The following is a 15,342-nucleotide window of genomic DNA, read 5'->3' as shown; positions in this document are numbered from 1 at the left end:
TCGCTCCCGGAAGCATCATGACAAGATTCTCCACCGAATTGAGCAAACAGGGGATCAGCCGATGTCGGAGATGAGCGACTCCAGCGTGTCTCCGTAGTTGATGCGGATCACCGGCAGCGCGAGCTTGTCCGTGCCGGGTGTCACGTACCCCCACTCGATCGTCCGGCCGAGGAGGAAGCCGGCCTGCGCCACGCCCTGCTTCGTCGTGTCGTTGTAGTGGCCGAACGGGTAGGCGACGACCTCCTTGGCACCGAGGATCGCGGCGGACTGCTCCAGGTCGGCGGCGATCTGATCGGCGGACCAGTTCACCATCCGCCCTTCGCCGTTGTCGCCGGCCTCGTGCATGTCGTGGGTGTGCGAGCGCTGGATCACGTACGGGGAGGGCGACCCCTCGGTGCGGTACTCCGTGATCACGAACGAGGTGGTGAGGAGCTGGTGCTGGGTCACGACGGGCACCGCGAGGTCCAGCCACGTCTGGTCGGCGTCGTCATCGGTGATGATGACCGACTTCGGCGGCAGGTAGACGGTCCCGTCGATGAACGCGTTCAGCTCGTCCCAGGTGGGCAGGTAGAACTGCTGCTCGGCGATGTAGGCCATGTGGGCCTCGAAGTCGCCGATGTAGGCGTAGTTCCCGCGCAGCGCGTTGTCCTCGCCCTCGGGGCGGGTCGTGAACTGGTGGTACATCAGGATCGGGACCTCGGTGGCCGCTTCGGCGTTCTGCTCCGGCGTCATCCACGAACCGTGCAGGGTGAGGCGCCGGTCGGTGCACGCCGCGAGCTCGGAGCCGTTGATGCGCGCCGTCGGGGTGTACGCGGCCGCGTCCTCCGCGGTGGCGTACCATCCGGCGAAGACCAGGCCCTCGCGGGTGGGGATCGGCAGGCCGGTGTACAGCACGCCCTGGGTCTGCAGCATCGGGTCGATCGCGATGCCGTCGCCCTCGAACGAGACGGCGCACGCGTTCGGATCGTCCGTGGTGGCCAGGAGCGCCTCCACGGGCGATTCCGGTGTCGGCGCGGGCGTCGCCCCGCCGGAGGCCTGCGGCTTCGGGTCTGCGGTCCCGCCCGGGCCGGAGAGCGCGTGCACGACGGTGACGACGAGCACCACGACCAGGCCGACGGCCAGCAGCGCGATGACCGCGGCGAGGATCCGGCGCCGTTTCAGCACGGCCGGCGACGGGCGCCGGGAGGAGTGACGGGTCGGGGGAACGGGCGCTGCCATGCCGCTGATATTACGGCGTGCCGGTAGGGAGCCCCGGGGAGGCCACGGGTTTTCCCTCCCTCCCCCCTCGTCCTGCACCGATGCTCGATCCCCGCGGTTCTCCGCCGAGGCCGTCGTCCCGACCCGAGAGGCGTCGGCATCTCTCTACGGCGGGTGGCGAGCGCCGCGGCAGCGGAGCAGGATGGGGGGGGGATGCTCGTGTCGCCGGAGATCATCGGTACGGTCCTGACGGGCCTGCGCACCGAGATGACCGAGGTGAAGATCGCCGTGGCGAGGCTCGAGGGCCCCGCCCCGCGTCTGCTCAGCCGCTGACCGCGACGCGAGCCGACCGGGTTGCTAGCGTGGTGCCATGGCGGCGTACGAGGTGCTGGAGATGGGCGGACTCGACCAGTGGCGTGAGCACTTCGGCGGCTTCCGCCCCGACAGCTCGCGCGAGGGCCGACGGGTCGTCGATCACGAGCTGACCATGCAGTACATCGGCATGACCGCCAACGCGCTCGCACCGGGCGAGGAGGCCGGCTACTGGCACGTCCACCACCGCGTTGAAGAGGTCTACGTCTTCCTCCAGGGGCGCGGGCAGATGGGTCTGGACGACGAGGTCGTGGACGTCGGCCCGGGTACGGTCGTCCGCGTCGGTCAGGGGGTCTGGCGCACCTGGCGCTGCGCCCCCGACGGCGACGGTGAGCTGCGCTGGCTCTGCATCCGTGCGGGCGGCGAGGAGCTGCCGGAGTTCCCCGACGACAGCGAGCGCGGTCCCGACCGTCCGATGCCCTGGTGAACCGGGCCGCCGATGACCCGCCGGGACATTCCGGCGGCGCGAACCGGCTAGGATCGAGGGGTAACAGGAGGTGCCCCCGTGATCGGCAGTTTCATCATCTTCGGCGTGCTGTTCCTCGGCGGCTTCGCGCTGCTCGGCAACGCGCAGAACTTCCCCGGCTTCGAGAGCCTCGCCTTCATCGGCGGCATCCTCCTCGTGAGCCTCGCGCTGGCCTGGATGATGCGCGAGCGCGGCGGCGCCACCAAGCGCTCCCGTTCCTGGGAGTGACGACGCCCCGCGCGTAGCCGCACCGGTGCGCGGCGCGCTCAGCGGACGCCGCGGATCGGCAGCACCGCCAGACCGCCCAGGACGCCGAACACGATGGCGGCGATGAAGAGGGCGGTGTAGTTCTCGCCGCCGCCGATCGCCAGCAGCGGGACGGCCACGATCGGCACGAGCAGCTGCGGCACCTGATAGGACAGCGACACGATCCCGAGGTCCTTGCCCGCGTCGTCGAAGGTCGGCAGCACCTCCGTCATCAGGGCGATGTCCACCGAGACGTAGGCCCCCTGCGCGGCGCCGACGATCACGATCCCGACGTAGAACATCGTCACGTCCGGTGCCAGGATCGCCACGACCAGGCCCACCGCCGACAGCAGGGACGAGATCCACACGATGGGCTTGCGTCGCCCCGTGCGGTCCGAGATCCAGCCGAACAGGATCGTCATCAGGACGTTCCCGACGGTGAACATCATCAGCGTCGCCGCCTGCACCCCGGAGGCCTCCTCCTTGGGGATGCCGAGGTGGTCGATGATGAAGAAGAGCATGTACGTCGAGACGGAGACGATCGACATCGTCACCAGCAGCCGGCAGGCCCAGGCCCAGAAGAAGTCAGGGTGGCGGCGCGGGTCGAGCCAGTAGGTGGAGACGAGGTCCGCCCAGCTCCACGGTGCGGGCCGCTCGGTGCGGACGAGGTCGCGAAGCCCCAGGAACAGTCCCGCGCACAGCACGGCCCCGATCAGGCCCGGGACGAGGAACCAGGTCCACTGCCGGTCGTTGGGCAGCGCCGCGATCACGAGGGCGCCGAGGATGAGGGCGAGGGCTCCGGACGCGCTCGCCGCCGCCGCGACGCGCGCTCGGACGCGGGCGGGGATCTGGTCGGCGAGAAGGGCGTGCACCGCGGCGTTCGCGGCGCCGAAGCCGGCCTGGACCACGACCCAGCCCGCGACGATCGTCCACAGCGAGGTGGAGGCGGCGAGGACCAGGCACCCGGCGGCTCCGGCGACCGCGCCGCCGAGGATCCACGGCCGTCGCTTGCCGAGGCGGGACATCGTGCGGTCGCTCAGGCGCCCGAACAGGGGCGTGGCGAGGATCACCACGACGCCGCCGATCGCGGCCGTGACGGACAGGTTCAGTCCCTTCGTCCCGTCGTCCAGGAACGCGAAGAACTTGGGGATCGACGCGCCCGAGATGGTCCCGAGGGCCAGGTTGATGCCGAACCAGGCCAGGACGAACAGGGCGAGGAAGCCTCGGGGCTGAGGACCGCCGGGGATGTCGCGGTCCCGGGGCTGCACGGCGAGCGGCGGCGTGGGCGGGGCGGTCTCGGGGGTGAGGGACATCGTCGTCTCCTTCGGGCGGGTGTCGGAATGGGCGGGTGTCGGAACGGGCGGACGGGGGAACAGGCGGGTGCGGAACGGGCGGGTAGGGAACGGGCGAGCGGCGGACGGCGTACGGGTCCGGCGGGCGCGGAAGGCGCTCAGCCGGCGGGGGCGGCGGGCTCGGAATCCTCGTGCGGCGCGGTCCCGTAGGCGGCGGCCAGCGCACGGGAGTGGCGATCCTGCCAGTCCCGCGCGGCCGGGAGCGCGGCGGTGATGCCCGGCGTCCCGTGCAGGTGGCCCTCGCCGACGATGACCGTCGCGGGGACCCCGGCGGCGCGGAGGCGCTCGCCGTAGCGGATCCCGCTGTCGCGGAGCGGATCGAACTCCGCGACCATGAGGAGCGCGGGCGGGAGACCGGTGAGGTCCGGCACGTCCAGGGGTGCGGCGGCGTACGGCGGCTCGCCGGGCCCGACGTAGACCTCCACGAGCTCGGCGGCGTCGTCGAGCCCGAAGCCGTCGGCGTATCGCTCTCCCGAAGAGCCGACCAGGCGCAGGGCGGCGGGCAGCACTTCGAGGTCCTGGTGCAGGACGGGCGGGACGGTCTCGCCGCGCCGGGCCCGATCGCGGAGGAGGATGACCGCGCTCGCCGCGATGGCGGCGCCGGCGGAGTTGCCGCCGACGCCGAGGCGCGCCGGGTCCGCCCCGAGCGCCGGATCGAAGGCGAGCGCGGCGAGCGCCGCCATCGCGTCCTCCGCCGCGGCGGGGTAGCGGTGCTCGGGGGCGAGCCGGTACTCCAGCGAGGCGATCTGGATGCGCGCGTCGCGCGCCCGGCGCGCGCAGAGGCGGTCGTTGAGGATCTCGTCGACGGTGCCGCCGAAGAAGCCGCCCCCGTGGAGGAAGAGCTGGGTCGGCGCGGGGTCGGCGATCCCGGCCGGGCGGAACCGGCGCAGGCGCAGCGTCCCGTCCGGCCCGTCGATCGCGGCCTCGTCGATCGCCACGTCGTCCGGCGCGGGCAGGGTGAACTCGGCCGCGACGAGGTCGGACACCCGCAGGGCCGCCGCCCGTCGGGGCGCTGCCGCTCGGCCGGCGAGCTCCGGGAACGCCGAGGAGTGCTCGGCGATGCGTTCGCCCCACGCGCGGATCGCCGGATGCAGGTCCAGGTCGTGCACGGCGGTCATCGGGACCTCCCCGCTCCCGTCCTCGGATCCGGGTAGGCGACCGGATCGTCGTGCAGGGTCCGCAGCGTCGTGATGATGTCGCGGTGCAGGTGATCGGCCGCGGGGACGTGGCGCAGCAGGCCCCCCGAGGTGTGCGTCTGGCCGATGTACCGGACCGCCGTGGCGGGCACGCCGGCGGCGGTCAGGGCGCGTGCGTAGGCCTCGCCGTCGCCGCGGAGCGGATCCAGCTCCGAGGTGTAGATCACGGCGGGCGGCAGCCCCGCGTGCGACGCCGCCCGCAGTGGAGAGGCGTACGGATCGAGCGGGGCGTTCCGGGAGCGGCCCAGGTACTGCCGCACCAGACGGGCGCCGACCTTGCGGACGATGATCCCCGGGACCTTCGCGTCCAGGCCGCGGATGTCCGCGTGGCCCATGGTCAGGTCGAGCGCCGGCGCCTCGAGGAGCTGGAGGCGGATCGGGCGGTTCGCGCGGTCGCGGTTCATCAGGGTCACCGCCGCGGCGAGGTTTCCGCCCGAGGACGCTCCGCCGATCGCGATCCGTGCGGGGTCGCCGCCGAGGTCGCTCGCCTGCGCGTGCGCCCACTCGAGCGCCGTCCAGCACTGCTCCGGCTGTGCGGGGAAGCGGGTCTCGGGTGCGTGGGCGTAGTCCACGGCGACGATGATGATGCCGGCCTCCCGGGCGCGCCGCCGGAAGCCCGCGTCCCAGCCGACCCAGTCGATGCCGGCGATCGTGAACCCGCCGCCGTAGCAGTACACGAGGATCGGCAGCCCCGTGCCCCGTCCCGTCACGGCCTCGGCGCGCTCCGGGGAGGGCCAGTACACCCGCACGCGCACGTCCGGGTGCCCGGCGACCGGGAGGGTGTGCTCCTCCGTGTAGGCGGGGATCGGGGCGATCCCGAGCTCGCGGCTGGCCGCGATGTCCTCGGCGGCGGCCTGCCGGCGCCGGCGGGCGGGATCCTTGGGCTCGGGGCGGCGCAGCGGCGCGAGCCGGCGCTCGACGGCGGTCACGAACGGATCGACGACGGGTCGTGCTGTTCTCATCTTGTGGGGGCTCCTTCGTCCTGCGAGCATTGTGCGGGATCGAAGAACTTCGAGAAAGAACTTCAGGAGTCGGGATGAAACCGCGCATGGGAGCCGTGACGATCTACTCCGTCGCCGAGAGGGCGGGGGTGAGCATCTCCACGGTGTCGCTCGTGATGAACGCTCCGCACCGGGTGAGCCCGGCCACGCGGGAGCGGGTGGTCGCGGCGGCGGCCGAGCTCGGGTACCGCCGCCGCGCGGATCACCGCTCCGAGTCCGGTCAGCTCCGGGTCGCCGTGGCGGCGCCGTTCTCCAGCTACCCGTCGTACTACCGCCGCCTCACCGGCATGCTCGCCCGCGCGCGGGACACGACGATCGACCTCATGGTCCACGACCTCGACTCCGCCGCCGCTGCGGACTCCCCGCTCCTGGACGCCCTCCCGGCGCGCCCGGGCGTGGACGGGGTGATCGTGATGGGCGTGCCGCTGAGTCCGGCCGCCGTGCGGGCGAGCCGCGCCGCGGGCCTGCCGGTGGTGCTCGTCGACGTCCGCAGCGCGCGCCCGCGCGGCGGAGACCTCCCCGGGGTGCTCGTGGACGACCTGCTGGGCGGACGCCTGCTGGGCGAGCACCTGCGCGAGCGGGGGCACGACCGCGTGCTTTTCGTCCACGAGCCGCAGCTGTCCCGGGACTACGTCTCGGCCGGGATGCTCCGCGCCGAGGGCGTCGCGGAGTCCCTCGCGCTGGACGAGGTGGCGGTCGCGCCGGACGACGGTCTCGAGCGCGTGGTGCGCGCCGTGGAGACATCGGGCGCCACGGCCGTCGTCGCCAATCACGACGCTCTCGCCGTCCGGGTGCATGGAGTCCTCCGGGCGTCGGGTCGGCGCATCCCCGAGGACGTCGCCCTCGCCGGGTACGACGACGGAGACCTGGCCGCGGGGCTGGGGCTGACGACCGTCCGCCAGCCGTTCGAGGAGTCCGGGCGCGCCGCGATCGACCTGCTCCTGGCCGCGATCGCCGGGGAGGGGGCGAGCATCTCGCGCGTCGATCTGGCGCCGTCGCTGGTGGTCCGCGCCACGACGTGACGCGGGCGCCGGCCCGCCACGCTCGCTCGTCGGGCGGTGGGTCTGCTAGAATGATGTGTTCCGCGTGATCGTCGCCCTCTTCGGCGCCGCGCGGACACGGCCGAGACACGGCTTACGCATGAACCGCACCGATGCGCGTTCGTCAGCCCCGGCCCCCCATCCCGGGCGCACACCTGCGCCCGACGAACGACAGAGCATTCACCATGACCATCACCCCTGCCCACGCGCGCCCGGAGCCGACGAGCCCCGATGCGCCCCTGACCTGGAAGCAGGCCGCCGACGACGTCTTCGTCGCGACCCGCGCCGGCGAGTTCGCCGGCTTCATCACCGTCGACGTGCACGCGCACATCGTCCACAACCGTCACAGCCGCCGGATCGGCTCCTACCCGACGCTCGCCGCCGCCCGCGCGGCGTTGGCCGGCGACGCCGCGCCGCGTCCGCGGCGGAGGGGTCGCCGTCGACGCGTCCTCTCCCGTCCCGCCTGACATCCGGGGCGCTTGCGGTCGGCCGGACCGGGGGAGAGGGTGGAGGCATGTCCTCCTTCGTCGTCTCCCGGGTCGTCGCGATGGACCGTGACGCCGCGTTCGCGGACTGGATCGTCCCGGCGCGGATGCGCACGTGGTGGTGGCCCCAGTGGCCGGACACCGTCTACCGTCTGGACGCACGCCCGGATCGCGCGTGGGAGATCCGATCCCCGTCCGCGGGGGCCGGGATCTCCGGTCGTTACACCGAAGTGGTTCCGGGCGCTTCACTCGGGTTCACCTGGGAATGGGACGGCGCCGAGCGTCCGGACCGCGTCCTGGTGCTCTTCAGCGACGACCGCGCCCATGCGGAGGACGACCCGGAGCACGTCGTCGAGCCGAGTCGCACGGAGGTGACCGTGGTCCACGTCGCCCCGGGTCGCCCGGTCGTCGACGACCACGTCCGCGGCTGGAACGACGTGCTCGACCGCCTGCCAGGACGCATCGCCTGAGCGCGGCGGCCGGGCGGCTCCCGCCCGGCCGACTCAGACCGAGACGGGGGCGGCCTGGAGCGCGTGGACGACCGGGGCGAGCTCGGGCTGCTCGATCGCGTCGCCGAGGACGCGCTCGAGCGCGTCGTCGTGGATCGGGTGTGCCCGGTCGTAGAGCGCTCGTCCTGCCGGGGTGAGCTCCGTGTAGATCCCGCGGCGGTCGTCCGCGCAGAGGATGCGGGTGAGGAGGCCGCGATCCTCGAGCCGGGTGACGAGGCGGGTGGTCGCGCTCGGGCTCAGCGCGGCGGCCCGGGCGAGCTGCTGCATGCGCATGTGCCAGCCGTCCTGGCGGCTGAGCGCGTCCAGCACCGTGTACTCGACGACCGAGAGGGAGACGGCGGACAGCGCGCGCTCCAGTTCGGCGTCGATGAGGTTGTGGAGCGCGGCGAGGGTGCGCCAGCCCCGGGCGCGGATCTCGACCGCGTCGTCTGCGATGCCCATGGCTCCTCCTGTGCTCCTCGGCGTGGCCGCCCGCGGGATCCGTCAAAAGTCGTTGCTTGCGCCGATTAATTGCGTGTGCAATCATTGCTCCTCGGACGCAATATCCCGCGTCTGCAACTACTTTAGCAGGGCCCCTCCGCAGGGTCCACAGGAGCGATCACATGCCACTCGGACTCGTCGCGCTCGCCATCGGAGCGTTCGGCATCGGACTCACGGAGTTCGTCATCATGGGGCTGCTGCCCGACGTCGCCCGCGACTTCGCGGTCAGCGAGGCGACGGCGGGCTGGCTCATCTCGGGATACGCGCTGAGCGTCGTGGTCGGTGCGCTGGGACTCACCGCCGCCACGACGCGGCTGCCGCGCAAGCCCGTCCTCCTGGGGCTCGTCGTGCTGTTCATCGTCGGCAACGCGCTCACCGCCGTCGCCCCGGACTACGGTCTGGCGATGGCGGGGCGCATCATCGCGGCCCTCTGCCACGGGGCCTTCTTCGGGATCGGCGCGGTCGTCGCGGCCGATCTCGTCGAGCCGGCCAGGAAGGGGCGCGCGATCGCCCTCATGTTCACCGGGCTGACCGCCGCCAACGTCCTGGGCGTGCCGTTCGGCACGTTCCTCGGCCAGCAGCTCGGGTGGCGCTCCACGTTCTGGGCGATCGCCGCCATCGGCGTCGTCGCGTTCCTCGGCATCGCGCTGCTCGTGCCCGCGCCGCGCGAGCCGGCCGCGCCCGTGAGCCTGCGCGGCGAGCTGAGGGCCTTCCGGTCGGCGCAGGTCTGGCTGTCGCTCGGGGTGACCGTCCTCGCCTACGGCGGCATGTTCGGCGCCTTCACGTACATCGCGTACACGCTGACCGAGGTCTCCGGATTCGCGAGCGCCGCCGTTCCGTGGCTGCTCGTGCTGTTCGGGCTCGGCCTGGTCGTGGGCAACGCCGTGGGCGGACGCCTCGCCGACCGGTCGATCGACGGCACGCTCCTGGCGTTCATCGCGCTCCTCGTGGTCGTCCTCGCGGCGTTCGGCGCCCTCGCCGGCTCGCAGCCGGCGACCATCGTGATCCTCGTGCTCATGGGCGGGTTCGGCTTCGGCACCGTCCCCGGTCTGCAGAGCCGGATCATGACCTACGCCGGCGGCGCCCCCACGCTCGCCTCCGGGGCGAACATCGGCGCCTTCAACGTCGGGAACGCCCTCGGCGCCTGGGCCGGCGGCGTCGGCATCGCGGCCGGTCTCGGCTACACCTCCCCGATCTGGATCGGCGCCGCCATCACGGCGTCCTCGCTCGTCCTGATGTCGATCGCCGCCGTCCTGGCGCGCCGCGTCGTCGCCCCCGCCGCCACCGGTCCGCTCCCCGCGGCCGCGCACTGATCCTCCCGTCCCCCCGAACTCTCACAAGGAGACCGTCATGACCACCCTCACCATTCCCACCGTCACGCTGAACAACGGCGTCGAGATGCCGCAGCTCGGATTCGGCGTGTTCCAGGTGCCGGACGACGAGACCGCCGCCGCGGTCGAGACCGCGCTCGCCGCCGGGTACCGCAGCATCGACACGGCCGCGGTCTACGGCAACGAGGCCGGCGTGGGCCGCGCGCTCGCCGCGTCCGGGCTGCCCCGCGACGAGCTGTTCGTCACCTCCAAGGTGTGGATCAGCGACCACGGCTACGACGCGACGCTCCGCGCCTACGATGCGGCGCTCGATCGTCTCGGGCTGGACCGGCTCGACCTGTTCCTCATCCACTGGCCGGCCCCGGCGCGGGGGACCTACCCGGAGACGTGGCGGGCGCTGGAGCGGCTGTACGCGGACGGGCGGGTGCGTGCCATCGGCGTGTCGAACTTCGAGCCCGCGCACCTGGACCGGATCGCCACGGAGACGGGGATCGTGCCGGCCGTGAACCAGGTCGAGCTGCACCCCGCTCTGCAGAACCGGGCGGTCGTCGCGGCGAACACGGCGCGCGGGATCGTGACGGAGGCGTGGAGCCCGCTGGCCCAGGGGGCGGTGCTCCGTGAGCGCGCGATCGTCGAGATCGCCGAACGCCACGGCAAGACGCCGGCGCAGGTGGTGCTGCGGTGGCACCTTCAGCAGGGCCGCGTGGTGATCCCGAAGTCGGTCACCCCCGCACGCATCGTGGAGAACCTCGACGTGCTCGACGGGGACCTGTCGGCCGAGGAGCTCGCGGCGATCGACGCTCTCGAGCGCGACGGACGCACGGGCCCGCACCCGGACCGCTTCGAGGGCTGAGCGGGCGCACGGCCGCGTCGTCCGGTACATACCGCCGCGGTCGTCCGGTACATACCGCCGCGGTCGTCCGGTATATCTCGTGCTCCCGCGAGCGATCCGAGCGGACGGCGGGGCAGAATGGGCGGGCGGGAGGTGAACCGTCCCGTTCCGAGGAGAGGCGCGCACATGACCACGAAGCACATCGGCATCGTCTGGAACCCGTCGAAGACCGATCGCGAGACGCTGGAATCGGCCCTCGAGACCGCACTCGGCGGTGCGGAGGGCGTCTCGGTCAGCTGGCACGAGACCGCGGAGGACGACCCCGGCCGCGCGGCGGCCCAAGCGGCGCTCGACGCCGGAGCCGACGTGGTGGCGGCGGCCGGCGGCGACGGCACGGTGCGCGCGGTGGCCGAGCAGCTGGCGGACGCGGAGACCGAGGCGGACCTCGCCGTGATCCCCCTCGGCACCGGGAACCTGCTCGCGCGCAACCTCGGCGTCCCCCTGAACGACCTGCCGGGCGCGTTCGGCCGTGCGCTGACGGGCGACGCGCAGGCGATCGACGTCGGCTGGGCCGAGGTCGTCTTCGCCCCGGGCGAGGTGCCCGAGGAGGACCCCGAGCCGGAGGGCGAGTCGGGGCGTTACGCCTTCGCCGTCATGGCCGGATTCGGGATCGACGCGCACATGATCACGGAGACCGACGACGACCTCAAGGACAAGGCCGGCTGGCTCGCGTACGTGGAGTCGCTCGGCCGTGCGGTGGCCGCGAGCGAGGTCATCGATCTCCGCGTGGCGATGGACGACGCGGATCCGGTGGAGGAGAAGGCCCACACGTTCATCGTCGGCAACTGCGGGACCCTGCAGGGCGGCATCACCCTCCTGCCCGACGCAGACCCCTCCGACGGGCAGCTCGACCTCCTGGCGCTGAACGCCGACGGCATCGCCGGGTGGATGGACACGCTGCGCACCATGGTGTGGGACAACGGGCTCAAGCGCCTGCTGTCCGGGGGAGAGGAGCGTGCGGCCAGCAGCGACAGCATGGTGCACCGCCGGCTCACCTCGGCGGTCGTGGAACTGGACGAGCCGCGCGTGTTCGAGATCGACGGCGACGACATCGGCGAGGTGACGCGCATCGCGATCACCGTGCAGCCCGCCGCGATCCGCGTCCGCTGACGCCGGGCGCGCTGCCGGGCGCGAGACCCCCTTCCCCCGCCGAGACCCCCTCCCAGATACGTATCTGGGAGGGGGTCTCGGCGCGTCGAGGGGGTTTCGCGGGCGGACCACGGACCCGTTCCATGAATTGACATGGAACGGGCCGGCTTCCTAGCGTCCGAACACCGACCGGCGTCGGGCCGGTCTTCGAGGAGGAGGCAATGATGCCGAACCGAGGTTCCCGGCTTTCCGCGGCGGCGCTGCTCGCGGCGGCCGCCCTGACGCTGGGTCTCAGCGTCGCGTCGCCGGCGGCGGCGGCGCCGTTCGAAGGGGTGACGAGATCCTTCGACGCCGAGCCGGTCGGGTCTGCGCCGACCGGCTGCTCGACCGTCGGGGACGTGAGCGTGCAACCCGCCGCCCTCGCGGGCGCGCCGGCGCAGAACCGCGCGGTGCGCCTCGTCGATGCGAGCGCGACCGTGCATACGCGGATCGTCTGCACCGATCCGGCCTCGCCGGAGAAGTCGGCGACGATGCGCCTCCTGGCGACCCAGATGGACACCGGCGTGATCGTCTCGCTCGGCGCGTCGTCTGCGGACGCCCTCGGCGTCTGGCGCTTCTTCCTCTCCCGCTCGGGCGGAGACGTCGTGGTCAAGGCCTACAACGGGTCGAGTTGGGTGACCCTGGGCACTGCGCCCGGAGTGGACCCCCTGACCCGGTGGATCGAGGTACGACTGGACGCCACGGCGAGCAAGGCCACGATCGAGGTCGACCGCGTCCGCTTCCCCACGACCGTGAAGGCCGGGGCCGGGGCGAGCATCGGCGCGCTCCAGGTCGCCTCGGAGGGCACGGCGCCGTCCGGGCTGTCGCTCCTGGTGGACGACATGGGCATGGCTCCGTCCGTCCCGGAGTTCCGGGAGGTCGTCGCCGCCACCGCGGCGGCGGGGACGGCGATCCGTTTCCCCGGGGCCGAGAGGCTCGGCGACGGCACCATCCTCGCGTCGTACTACGAGGCGCCGACGCATGCCGGGAGCAACGGCGTGATCAAGCTCGTGCGCAGCACCGACGACGGCGCCACGTGGTCGGCGCCGGCCCTCGTCACGGATCCTGCATACGATCCGCGCGACCCGAAGCTCGCCGTGCTCAGTGACGGCACCGTGCTGCTGACCTACTTCTACACGCAGTGGGCGTCGCCGAGCATCCTGCATGGGACGTTCGTGATGCGTTCCACCGACGGCGGCGTCACCTGGTCGGCCCCGACGCAGGTCTCGACGCAGATGAGCTGCGCGTGCGGGCCGGTGAGCGGAGGCTACCCGCTCGGCTGGGCGGCGAACCACGGCCCCATCGTCGAGGCGGCGAACGGGGATCTCCTGATCCCGCTCTACGGCACGCTCCCCGGCGACGGACGACAGCGCGCGACCGTGGTCCGGAGCACGGACGGCGGCATCACCTGGGACGCCGCGAGCGAGGCGCTGCTCGCGGTCGGCTCCATCTCGTTCCAGGAGCCGAACCTGTCGGTCCTCCCGAGCGGTGAGATCGTGGCGCTGATCCGCACGACGTCCAGCCCGGTACGGGCCTATCTGTCCCGTTCCTTCGACGACGGCCACACCTGGACACCGGCGGTCGCCACCGATATCCCGGCGGAGTCGCACTCGCAGACCGTGCTCGCCGACGGAAGCGTGCTGCTGACCTACGGCAATCCGGCTCGTCCCGGGCGCCCGACGGAGGGGATCGTGATCGATGACCCGTCGGGTCCGTGGGACGGGCGCGCGGCGCGCTCGATCCTGGTCTACGACGCCGGTAACGGGGACCAGGCCAACCCGTCGAACGTCGAGATCGGTCCGGGGGAGTTCCTCACGATGAGCTACGACGTCGCTGCGCGGACGCTCTCGGCGGTCTTCACCGAACGATCCCACTACGCGGACTGACCGCGCACCGGACGACGCGGCCCCGGGTGCAGCCCGGGGTCGCGTCGCGCCGTGCGGGGAGACCTCCGGACAAAAGTGCTTGACATGGAACGGTGGTCCACGTCATTCTCGCCACATGGAACAGAATTCCACGTCCTATCACTCGCAGGGCCTCGCTCGGGGACTGACCGTGCTGCGGGTGCTCGGGGCGGAGGGGCAGCCTCTGCCGCTGGCCGAGCTCGCCCGTGCCGCGGGCCTGCCGAAGCCGACCCTGCTGAGACTGCTCACGGTCATGGAGCGCGAGGGCTTCATCGCTCGGACCGGCCAGCCTCCGGCGTACACGCTCGGCCCCAGCGTGTACGCCCTGACTGAGTCTCTCGCGGCGGTCGAGCTGTCCGAGCTCACGGCTCCGACGATGAAGGCGCTCGCCGACGGGCTCGGGTTCACCTCGAACCTCGGCGTCCTCCAGGGGCGATCCGTGCTCCATCTCGGTGTGGAGGAGCCCGCGCGCGCCCTCCGCATCGCCGCGGGCGGATTCCTCGACCACACGTACTGCACCGGCCTCGGGAAGATGCTGCTGTCCGTCCTCGAGGACGATCGCGTGGCCGACCACATCCCCACCCGCGAGCCGTTCGAGAGCTTCACGGATCAGACGATCACGACGCGCGCGCAGCTCGACGAGGAGCTGGCCAGGATCCGGGAGCGCGGCGTCAGCATCGACGACCAGGAGCGCAATCGCGGCGTGCGCTGCATGGCCGTACTGGTGCCCGCCGAGCATGACCTCACCGTCTCGCTCAGCGTCTCCGGCCCGGCCGGAGAGCTGACGGAGCGGGACGAGGACCACATCCGTGCCGCGCTCACCGACGCTGCGGCGGAGATCGCGGGGCTGCCGCGGATCGGCGCGGCGCTGCAGAACGTCCGAACCAGATTGGCGATCGAATGATCATCGACATCCACACCCATTGCCACCTCCCCGAGCACTGGGGAAGCGAGCACGAGGACCACTGGGAGGGGGCGTACGGTGAGCCCTACCCGGTGGTGACGCCGGAGTCGTTCGACGCGGCGATGACGGGCGTCGACGTGGCGGTCACCTTCGGGATGGCGGCCAGTCGCGCAGGCGTGCGGACGCCGAGCTCGTTCGTCGCGGACTTCCTCACACGGGTGCGGACGCCGACCATCGGGTTCGCGGCGATCGACCCGTCCGACGCGGACTGGCGCGAGCAGCTCGACGAGGCGGTCGAACTCGGCCTCCAGGGCGTGAAGCTCTACCCGGTCCTCGCGCTGTTCGACCCGCTCTCGCCCGAGTTCGACGACTTCTACCGGCGCATGACCCGCCACGGGATGGTCGTCCTCTGGCACATGGGCGCCACCCCGAGCCCGATCGGCAGCCTCGCCGTGAGCCAGCCCCTCGTCGTGGACGAGGTGGCCCGCCGGCATCCGGACCTCGTCCAGGTCATGGCGCACATGGGCCATCCGTGGCAGCGGGACACGAACGTGGTGCTGCGCAAGAACGAGAGGGTGTTCGCGGACGTGTCGGGAGTCCCGTCGCGCCCGATGGACGCGTTCCTCGCCCTGGTGCACGCGCAGGAGTGGGGGACCGTGGACAAGCTGCTCTTCGGCTCCGACTACCCCCTCTGGACGCCGGCAGACGCCATCGAGCGGCTGAACGCGGTCGCCGCGATGCGCGCCGGGGACCTGCCGCACGTGCATGAGGACACGATCGACTCGATTCTGCATCGCGACACGCTCGCGCTGCTCGGACTGACGGTGAAGGACCGGTGA

Annotated in this window: 16 protein-coding genes; 11 read left to right on the top strand and 5 right to left on the bottom strand. The window is 72.4% G+C overall.

Going from position 1 to position 15,342, the window contains the following annotated elements; all coding sequences use genetic code 11:
• Positions 1-54 precede the first annotated feature (54 nt).
• Complete coding sequence (locus K8F61_RS11200; protein ID WP_231819170.1) at positions 55-1,218, bottom strand: polysaccharide deacetylase family protein; 1,164 nt, start codon at positions 1,216-1,218, stop codon at positions 55-57.
• Between the two features lie 349 nt (positions 1,219-1,567).
• Between K8F61_RS11200 and K8F61_RS11195 the strand changes: the two genes are divergently transcribed.
• Together K8F61_RS11195 and K8F61_RS11190 are read left to right on the top strand one after the other, a co-directional pair.
• Positions 1,568-1,996, top strand: a complete 429-nt coding sequence (locus tag K8F61_RS11195; protein ID WP_067249851.1) for a cupin domain-containing protein — start codon at positions 1,568-1,570, stop codon at positions 1,994-1,996.
• A gap of 78 nt (positions 1,997-2,074) precedes the next feature.
• Positions 2,075-2,263, top strand: a complete 189-nt coding sequence (locus tag K8F61_RS11190) for a hypothetical protein (RefSeq protein ID WP_067249848.1) — start codon at positions 2,075-2,077, stop codon at positions 2,261-2,263.
• 38 nt (positions 2,264-2,301) lie between these two features.
• On the opposite strand, the gene K8F61_RS11185 is transcribed toward K8F61_RS11190, so the two are convergent.
• The 3 genes from K8F61_RS11185 to K8F61_RS11175 all read right to left on the bottom strand — a co-directional run bounded on the left by K8F61_RS11185 (position 2,302) and on the right by K8F61_RS11175 (position 5,791).
• Positions 2,302-3,594: an MFS transporter gene (locus K8F61_RS11185; RefSeq protein WP_231819169.1), complete on the bottom strand. Its 1,293-nt coding sequence runs from the start codon at positions 3,592-3,594 to the stop codon at positions 2,302-2,304.
• Between the two features lie 137 nt (positions 3,595-3,731).
• Entirely contained in the window at positions 3,732-4,751 is a 1,020-nt protein-coding gene (locus K8F61_RS11180; RefSeq protein ID WP_231819168.1) for an alpha/beta hydrolase fold domain-containing protein, read from the bottom strand.
• Positions 4,748-5,791 (bottom strand): alpha/beta hydrolase, encoded by a 1,044-nt coding sequence (locus K8F61_RS11175; RefSeq protein ID WP_231819167.1) that lies wholly within the window; start codon positions 5,789-5,791, stop codon positions 4,748-4,750. The genes K8F61_RS11180 and K8F61_RS11175 overlap by 4 nt, the downstream gene beginning before the upstream one ends.
• A gap of 74 nt (positions 5,792-5,865) precedes the next feature.
• On the opposite strand from K8F61_RS11175, the gene K8F61_RS11170 reads away from it, so the two are divergent.
• From K8F61_RS11170 to K8F61_RS11160, 3 genes are all read left to right on the top strand, one after another.
• Positions 5,866-6,852, top strand: coding sequence for a LacI family DNA-binding transcriptional regulator (locus K8F61_RS11170; RefSeq protein WP_067249834.1), 987 nt, complete (start codon positions 5,866-5,868; stop codon positions 6,850-6,852).
• 203 nt (positions 6,853-7,055) lie between these two features.
• The gene (locus K8F61_RS11165) at positions 7,056-7,337 is read left to right on the top strand and encodes a hypothetical protein (RefSeq protein WP_231819166.1); all 282 of its coding nucleotides are present in this window, start codon (positions 7,056-7,058) and stop codon (positions 7,335-7,337) included.
• A gap of 47 nt (positions 7,338-7,384) precedes the next feature.
• Entirely contained in the window at positions 7,385-7,825 is a 441-nt protein-coding gene (locus K8F61_RS11160; RefSeq protein ID WP_231819165.1) for an SRPBCC family protein, read from the top strand.
• A 33-nt stretch (positions 7,826-7,858) separates the two neighbouring features.
• Here K8F61_RS11160 and K8F61_RS11155 read toward each other — a convergent pair whose 3' ends face one another.
• Positions 7,859-8,305 carry a MarR family winged helix-turn-helix transcriptional regulator gene (locus K8F61_RS11155; protein WP_231819164.1) on the bottom strand — a complete coding sequence of 149 codons (447 nt, stop codon included), beginning with the start codon at positions 8,303-8,305 and terminating at the stop codon, positions 7,859-7,861.
• A 161-nt stretch (positions 8,306-8,466) separates the two neighbouring features.
• On the opposite strand from K8F61_RS11155, the gene K8F61_RS11150 reads away from it, so the two are divergent.
• The 6 genes from K8F61_RS11150 to K8F61_RS11125 all read left to right on the top strand — a co-directional run bounded on the left by K8F61_RS11150 (position 8,467) and on the right by K8F61_RS11125 (position 15,342).
• Positions 8,467-9,657 carry an MFS transporter gene (locus K8F61_RS11150; RefSeq protein WP_231819163.1) on the top strand — a complete coding sequence of 397 codons (1,191 nt, stop codon included), beginning with the start codon at positions 8,467-8,469 and terminating at the stop codon, positions 9,655-9,657.
• A 37-nt stretch (positions 9,658-9,694) separates the two neighbouring features.
• Positions 9,695-10,528, top strand: coding sequence for an aldo/keto reductase (locus K8F61_RS11145; protein ID WP_231819162.1), 834 nt, complete (start codon positions 9,695-9,697; stop codon positions 10,526-10,528).
• 165 nt (positions 10,529-10,693) lie between these two features.
• Complete coding sequence (locus K8F61_RS11140; RefSeq protein WP_067244043.1) at positions 10,694-11,677, top strand: diacylglycerol/lipid kinase family protein; 984 nt, start codon at positions 10,694-10,696, stop codon at positions 11,675-11,677.
• Positions 11,678-11,877: 200 nt separating this feature from the next.
• A complete protein-coding gene (locus K8F61_RS11135; RefSeq protein ID WP_231819161.1) occupies positions 11,878-13,581 on the top strand; it encodes a sialidase family protein in 1,704 nt (567 codons plus the stop codon).
• 115 nt (positions 13,582-13,696) lie between these two features.
• Entirely contained in the window at positions 13,697-14,503 is an 807-nt protein-coding gene (locus tag K8F61_RS11130) for an IclR family transcriptional regulator (RefSeq protein ID WP_231819160.1), read from the top strand.
• A complete protein-coding gene (locus K8F61_RS11125; protein WP_231819159.1) occupies positions 14,500-15,342 on the top strand; it encodes an amidohydrolase family protein in 843 nt (280 codons plus the stop codon). Before K8F61_RS11130 ends, K8F61_RS11125 begins: the two co-directional genes overlap by 4 nt.

Origin of the sequence: Microbacterium resistens (genome assembly GCF_021172025.1) — a bacterium.
Lineage (GTDB): Bacteria > Actinomycetota > Actinomycetes > Actinomycetales > Microbacteriaceae > Microbacterium > Microbacterium resistens.
The sequence above is the reverse complement of the archived record's forward strand: the minus strand, read 5'-3'. Positions and strand labels throughout refer to the sequence as shown.